General features: G+C 64.9%; 6 protein-coding genes and 2 pseudogenes. 4 read left to right on the top strand and 4 right to left on the bottom strand.

Features of this window, described 5'->3' with window-relative positions; all coding sequences use genetic code 11:
- Positions 1-633, top strand: a 633-nt coding sequence (locus ACJ8AT_RS29895; RefSeq protein ID WP_407741337.1) for an ABC transporter ATP-binding protein, incomplete at its 5' end; no start/stop codon positions are given.
- A 35-nt stretch (positions 634-668) separates the two neighbouring features.
- The gene (locus ACJ8AT_RS29890) at positions 669-1,613 is read left to right on the top strand and encodes an alpha/beta hydrolase family esterase (RefSeq protein WP_407741336.1); all 945 of its coding nucleotides are present in this window, start codon (positions 669-671) and stop codon (positions 1,611-1,613) included.
- A 47-nt stretch (positions 1,614-1,660) separates the two neighbouring features.
- Here ACJ8AT_RS29890 and ACJ8AT_RS29885 read toward each other — a convergent pair whose 3' ends face one another.
- A complete protein-coding gene (locus tag ACJ8AT_RS29885) occupies positions 1,661-2,572 on the bottom strand; it encodes a hypothetical protein (RefSeq protein ID WP_407741335.1) in 912 nt (303 codons plus the stop codon).
- Between the two features lie 428 nt (positions 2,573-3,000).
- Between ACJ8AT_RS29885 and ACJ8AT_RS29880 the strand changes: the two genes are divergently transcribed.
- On the top strand, positions 3,001-4,497 hold the full coding sequence (locus tag ACJ8AT_RS29880; protein WP_407741334.1) for a serine/threonine protein kinase: 1,497 nt from the start codon (positions 3,001-3,003) through the stop codon (positions 4,495-4,497).
- 112 nt (positions 4,498-4,609) lie between these two features.
- Positions 4,610-5,029 (top strand): hypothetical protein, encoded by a 420-nt coding sequence (locus ACJ8AT_RS29875; protein WP_407741333.1) that lies wholly within the window; start codon positions 4,610-4,612, stop codon positions 5,027-5,029.
- A gap of 52 nt (positions 5,030-5,081) precedes the next feature.
- On the opposite strand, the gene ACJ8AT_RS29870 is transcribed toward ACJ8AT_RS29875, so the two are convergent.
- The 3 genes and pseudogenes from ACJ8AT_RS29870 to ACJ8AT_RS29860 form a co-directional block, all read right to left on the bottom strand.
- Positions 5,082-5,816, bottom strand: coding sequence for an SMI1/KNR4 family protein (locus ACJ8AT_RS29870; protein WP_407741332.1), 735 nt, complete (start codon positions 5,814-5,816; stop codon positions 5,082-5,084).
- A 13-nt stretch (positions 5,817-5,829) separates the two neighbouring features.
- Positions 5,830-6,777, bottom strand: a pseudogene (locus ACJ8AT_RS29865) (hypothetical protein); the annotation flags it as partial.
- 34 nt (positions 6,778-6,811) lie between these two features.
- Positions 6,812-7,041, bottom strand: a pseudogene (locus tag ACJ8AT_RS29860) (hypothetical protein); the annotation flags it as partial.

The raw sequence follows: 7,041 nt of genomic DNA, 5'->3' as shown, positions 1-7,041 counted from the left end.
GTGCTGATCAAGCACCTGGTGGGGCTGCTGCACCCGGACCGGGGCACGGTGCGCGTGGACGGAGAGGATCTCTCCCAGCTGAACGAGGCGGGGCTGGACGGGCTGCGGCGCAAGATGGGCATCCTCTTCCAGGCCAACGCCCTATTCGACTCGCTCAACGTGTTCGACAACGTGGCCTTCCCGCTGCGCGAGCGCACTCGCATGTCGGAGCCGGAGATTCGCGAGGCGGTGAACAAGGCCCTGGCGGTGGTGGGGCTGACGCACGCGGCCCTGCGCTTCCCGGGCGAGCTGTCCGGCGGCATGCAGAAGCGCGTGGGCTTCGCTCGCGCCGCCATCCTCCAGCCGAAGATCCTCCTCTATGACGATCCGACGGCCGGCCTGGATCCGCTCACCACCGCCTCCGTCAACGAGGTCATCTTCACGGGTAAGCACCAGCTGGGCGCCACCTCGCTCGTCATTACTCCGGACGTGGCCTCCGCCTTCCGGGCGGGAGACAAGCTGGCCCTCATGCACGAAGGCCGCATCGTCGAGTTCGGCCCCCCGGAGGAGTTCCGCCGCTCGGAGCACCCGGCGGTAAAGGCGTTCCTCAACAACTGGCTGCGGCGCCAGTCCCAACGCCCCCACAAGAGCTGACGGGGCTCGCTGAGCCTTCGCTTCGGAGGTGGCGCATGGCGCAAAGGTGGACCGGAGTCTGGAAGGCCGCTGTGCTGGCGCTGATGCTGTCCGCGTGCGCAGGCGCCCACGCCCCATGCCGCAGATCCGACGCGCCGTGCTCGGGGACCGGGACGCTGGAGCAGGGAGGACGGACGCGGACCTTCCTGTACCACCTGCCACCCCAGGTGAAGCCCCAGGCGCCGCTGGTGGTGTCCCTCCATGGCCGGCTGGGACAGGGGCAGAGCCAGGCGAAGCTCACCGGCTTCGATGCGGTGGCGGACGCGGCGGGCTTCATCGTCGTGTATCCGGACGGCGTGGACCGCTCCTGGGCGGATGGGCGGGGTAAGACTCCCGCGGACCGGCAGGGCGTGGATGATGTGGGCTTCCTCACCGCGCTCGTGGATCACTTCATCGCGCAGTTCGGGGTGGATCGGCGCCGCGTGTACGCCACCGGCATGTCCAACGGGGCGATGATGAGCTACCGGCTCGCGTGCGAGCGCGCGGACCGCTTCGCCGCCATCGGTCCCGTGGCCGGGCTGATGCCCGAGAGGCTCTCCGCGAGCTGTTCGCCCGCGCGGCCCGTGCCCCTCATCACCTTCGTGGGCACGGAGGATCCGCTCGTGCCCTTCCAGGGAGGCCAGGTGAGCGGGGACCGAGGCCCGGTGCTCTCCGAGACCGAGGCCCTCGCCCGATGGGCCGGGCTCAACGGGTGCAAGGGCCCCCCCGCCGTCACGCCAGAGCCGGATCGCGTACCTGGGGATGGGACGCGCATCCGCCGTGAGGCCTTGGGTGCCTGCCGCAACGGCTCGGAGGTCGTGTTCTACGTCGTCGAGGGCGGCGGCCACACGTGGCCCGGAGGAGTTCAGTACCTGCCCCGGAGGCTCATCGGCCGGACCAGCCAGGAGCTCGACGCCAGCCGCGCCCTCTGGGAGTTCTTCCAGCGCTTCCAGCTCCCGTGAGGAGCGGCCCACCTCCCTCTGCCAGGACTCGGCCTTCCCCGGAGCCGTCAGGGGCCCGGGAAGAGCTGGTTGTAATCCGCCGGCGTCATCCGAGTCGTGATGGGGCGGTAGCCCACGCCCTGGTAGGTGCAACTCCCGTAGAACCTGCCCCCCGCCGCGGGGATGCACACCTGCGAGCACTGTCCGACGAAGCGCAACGGAGCGCACTGGCCCTGCGAGCCGCCGCCGGCGCCCAACGCTCCGCAAGCCCGGGTCAGGTACTCGCCCTCGTTGTTGACGGGCTGGTCGGAGCCGAAGAAGAGACTGTTCGGGACGAAGAGGTTCCCGAAGAAGCAGGCCTCATGAACCGTGTACGTCGCCCGCTCGCTACACGTGACGGGGATCTCCCTGCCCCACGCGTCCAAGCCCAGGACGGAGATGGTCACGTGTTTCCCATACCGGTTGACGTGGGCCAGCAGGCAGGCCGTGATGATTTGCTGCTCGTTGTAGCTGGCCGGGTGGCCATTGGCCCAGTCCGGCGCGAGCCCCAGCTCGCCCACCCAGGTATACGTCTTCCCCGTCTGGCTGTCGGTATACGAGCGGCTCTGCCCGACCGGCACGGCGCAACGGACGACATAGGTCATCACCATGTCGGCGTGCGCGCGATTCTGGGTGAACCATTGGGTGAAGTCCGCGGTGGACAGGCCGTTGGCGGACAAGCCATTCGCCGACAGGCCGTTGTAAGACAAGCCGTTGTAAGACAAGCCATTGGCAGACAAGCCATTGGCGGACAAGCCATTGCCGGAGGAGAGTTCCTGGGACTGGCTGTCCAAGAGCTGAGGCTCGGAGAGAGACTCCTCGGGTCCACAGCCCGAAGCGCTCGCCCACAAGCACAGGGCGGCGAGCCCTGCTCGGGCCCACAGCGGAACACCCACCATCGGGAAAACAGAGGGAGCTTCCGTCATCGGAGCATTCTTCATGGGGTTCTCCTCTCAGGAGGGAAGAGACTGGGGGTTCCTGAGTATGCCGTTTAATAGGCATTTCCCGGCCGTCTGCCCTCCGGGCTCGACCGAGGCGCGTGAGCTGTTGGACAGCCTGGAGCGCTTCGTCGGGTGACGGATACACGGGTCGCCCCCGGGTACGAGCCTGGAAGCAGTCAACGTCACCCGGCTTGCAGCAGGTAGAGGCAGGTGACGCCGAACCGGCGACAGGTCGCGGACTTTCTGGCGAAAGGAGTCCGCGGCATCCTTGAAGCCCGCGGCGGGCCAACCCCTGGCTCCACGTGAAAACAGGCACTTGCGCTGGAAGGGCCTGACCAGTCAGAGGCGGGACAAGGCGCCATCCTCGCGACCCATAGGGTAGGGTACGGGGTGTGGGCAGATGGGGTGGCCCACATCGGAGAACGCCCATGGGGAAGAAGGCGCCTGTGCCGGAAGTGGACCCGCTCTGCCTGCCCGTGGGGATGCGGGTGGGGCCGTGGCGGGTGAAGGGCTGGGGCGGCCGAGGCTCCTACGGCACCCTCTACCGCGTGGAGCGCGAGGGCCACGAGGAGGACGGCTCGTTCGCGCTCAAGCTGGCCATCTCCCCGGGAGATCCCCGCTTCGAGCGCGAGGCCCACCTGCTCTCGATCATCCACAGCCCCCACGTTCCGCGCCTTGTGGAGCAAGGAACCTGGGAGCACCCCTCCGGGACGTATCCGTACCTGGTGATGGAGTGGATTGACGGCGAGCCGCTCTATGCGTGGGCGGAGCGGCGCAACCCGAGCCTGGGCCAGGGCCTGCGGGTGCTGGCGCAGGTGGCGCGGGCGCTGGAGGCCACGCATGCGGCCGGGGGAGTGCATCGGGACGTTAAAGGGGACAACGTGATGGTGAGGCCGGCGGATGGCCAGGTCTTCCTCACGGACTTCGGGGCGGGGCACTCCCGAGGCGCGGCCACGCTCACCTCGAAGCTGCTGCCGCCGGGAACGGGGCTCTATCGCAGCCCCGAAGCGTGGGGCTTTCTCGAGGTGTTCCGGCGCCACCCCACGGTGCACTACCCGGCCAGCGCGTGTGATGACCTGTTCGCCTTGGGAGTGATGGCCTACCGGCTGGTGACAGACGAGTACCCGCCCTCCCCCTGCGCTGGCCAGCCAGACTCCGAGGTGTGGCGAGCGGGAGGGCCTGGACCGCGTCCCCCGCGCGAGCTCAACCCGCGCGTGAGTCCGGAGTTGCAAGCCATCATCCTGCGACTGCTGGCGCTGGCGCCCGTCGAGCGCTTCGACGGGCAGGCCCGGAAGGCGGCTGAGGCATTGGAGCAGGCCGCCAGGAGCGTGGGCGCCGAGGGGGATGTGCCACTGTTCACCTGGGGTGACGGAGGAGGCCACCGCTGGCGTTCACCCGGAGGTGTGCGTCTGGCTGCGGAGCGGGATGCCGCCGCGAAGGAGGAGTTCGAGCGGCGAACGAAGAAGGCGCGAGTTCCTGCCGCAGTTCCTCAGGCACGGCGCCCTACCTTCACGCGAGCCTGGGGTGCACGAGCCGCAGTGGCCTTCTTCGCGGGAGTGCTCTCTCTGGTCGCCGTGCAGTGGCTGCTCAGGGAGCATCGAGTCGCGCAGCCAGTTGCAGCCGAGCACTTCCACGAAGGTGGAAGCACTGCCGTGGGAGATAGCGTGGTCCTCGCGACCCGTCAGCCCAATCCTCAAGGTGGCAGTACGACCGCGTTGGGGCGGCCCCTTCCCGACGAGCCGCTTCCCGGCCAGAACCGCCCCCCCTGCACGCCCCGTATCGAGACGGTCATCCGCGGAGCGTGCTGGGTGTGCATAGCAAGCATGCAGCCCCCCTGCGGAAAAAACGCGTACGACTGGGAGGGCAAGTGCTGCATCCCGTCCTTTGACGTGCCCCGCCAGCCCACCTCAAGCCCGCCGCAGTGAAGCTCGAAGTGGCAATCCGAGCACTTCGTGGGGATTTTCCGCGAGGCCCCGGCAGATGGGGGATACTTGCAGGCCGGTTCACAAGCCAGCAGACGGAGCAGCGAGCCAGCGGATGATCGACCGTATCTTCATGCACAACTTCCGAAGCTTGGGACCGGATACGGTACTGGACCTCGGTCCGCTCACCGCCCTGGTGGGTTCGAGGTTCGAGACCTGGTTTCTGCCCTGTGTCGCGCAGATGGCGGGGAAACCACTCCCGGGGCCTGGAGGCATCGAACGTCCCGGGCTGGAGGAGGGAGCCGCATACACCGGCAACGTCGAGGCCATTCGGGGTGTGAAGGAGTGGCTCTCGAAGCACTTTGCGCAAGGCAAGGCGTACAAGCCCACGCTCGATCAGCTTCCCCTGGCCCAGATGCTGGATCTGGCGACGTTGAGGGCCGCGAATGTTCCCTCCTTCGGGACCTTCGAGCGTGCGCTCCACTTCCTGGCCTCGGCCAAGCCAGGGCAGGTCTACCCTCCGCCCATAGGCTAACTGCCGATGGGTCATCACTCGAGGCCCGCGGGCTGACTGCGGCAGCGGTGGTTCAGTTCTGCTCAGAATGATCCTTGAGGATTTCGCGCAAGCGGGCGACTTCGCGCCCGTCCTGCGCCGCGAGTGAGCAGACGATCTCACCGGCGAATCCGCTCTTGGCGTAGATCGCCGCGTCATGTCTGTCGAACAGCATGGGCTCGGGCTCGGAGAATGGAAGCTTCCGGAACCCCAGGCGAAGCACCACCTGCTCAAAGACATTCAATGTCTCCCGCGCACTCGTATTTTTCGCCTGGAGCTTTGGATACAGCAGCTTGAGTCTTTGCAGGTAGGGGAGCAGAGCCAAACGCTTGCAAATAAAAGCCGTCTCGAACAACAGGTTTTGCAGGCTGGCTGCCTGCACGTGAAGATGCCGCTCCTGTAGCGTCTCCGAGGTAAAGCTGCTATCAAAAGACACCACTCGGCAATCTCCGTCATGGAGCGTGTCGAGGTCCATGAAGTAATGATAATAGGGATCCGTTTCGTGCTCGGCGATAACGAGGAACCGGAGAGGCCAATCATACTCGTCCTCTCCATGCATCTCCGTGACGGCCTCAATGCCAAAGTTGTAACCAGAGATCCCCATGGCGTCCATGCCTCGGCCCATGGACTTGAGGAACTGCCGATATGCGTTTGGAAGCTTGCGCCCAGCCAATTGTTCCAGCCGTGCGATCTCAGCTTCCGTGGCGCCGCGAATCTCGTTAGGAAAGCCAGGATCGTACTGGCTGACGAAATCGATAATCTCTTTCACAAAGACATCCTTCTCACGGGCACATGGCCTCGGCGTGGCGGCAGAGCATGGGCGTGAGCTGCGCTTGGCACGTCAGGCACGACGACACAGACTGCCCGCTACCGAACTCCTCGATCTTCTGCTGGATCTTCCGGCCTCCGGCGCTCTCGTCTTCTTCCACATACATGACCACGGTTCTGACCACAGTCGAGTTACAAGGACTGTACCAGATCTCCGTCAGATGAAGTGGGTGATGAGCCTGCGGCTTGTCCTTCAACGCCGCTTGAATGAGCTTGGGTGCAGCGCAGACGCCCATTGCATTCCTTGGGATGCGATTTCCCTGCTCGTCCGTCAGATCCGTGGGAATCCGATTGAATATCTGCATGAGCGTGTCTTGCGGGACGGGAACAGGTTCCTTGGCCACCTCCTGCTCAAGGAGACTTTTGCTGTTGAGAACATTGGCCACATCAAACTGACTCGTGCCAGCTTCAGACCACTTGCCATTCTCATCATGAAGCAACTTGACGGCATGACTGAACCCTGGAAGGTCCTTCTCGCCAGACATGGCTGCGTAGATCTCGCTCCCTCCCTTGCAGAGCAAAACGCCAATCATGTAGCCCTTCTTCTTGGGCTTCAGCGTTTGCCTGTCGGATGCATTCTGGCGGACCCACTCAAGTTTTGCATACAACTGCATCGCCAATGCCAAACTCTCGTTTGTCTCAAGGATGAGGTGCGCTGCCTTGCTTTCGTGGCAGTGCTCACACTCTTCACCATCAAGTGGGTCATCACCGAATCCCCGGCCAGTTTCAACTCCTCCCTGTTGGACGAGGTTTGCGTTGAAGGTATTTCCATTATGCTGGATCACATCCAGAAATCGGACGACGCCCTTGCCCTCAATCTTGACGTCGATGCTATGGCTCCCCCATGTAAGCCTGCCCTTTGTCTTCGCTGAGATGAGGCCACCCCCCGCCGTGCCTGGCTCATCCCCAGTGCTAAGCCAGGGAAGGTAATTCCGTTCAGGGGGTAGTCCGGAGCGCCAAGGGACCTATCCTTCCCGAGCGACGCAACCTTCGGAGGAGGCGGATAGCGTCTGGATAGAACGCTTCACGCTCCTCGGTCAGCATCCGGCTGAAGTAGGCCACCTTGAGGTGGCTCCAGAAATTCTCAATCCAGTTGAGGGTCTCGGAGGTGTAGTGCGGCAGCCGGAAGGGCCGCACGTAGGGGCTGGCCGCCTCAAGGGCAGTCC

The organism is Hyalangium sp. (genome assembly GCF_045802625.1).
Classification (GTDB): domain Bacteria; phylum Myxococcota; class Myxococcia; order Myxococcales; family Myxococcaceae; genus Hyalangium.
The sequence above is the reverse complement of the archived record's forward strand: the minus strand, read 5'-3'. Positions and strand labels throughout refer to the sequence as shown.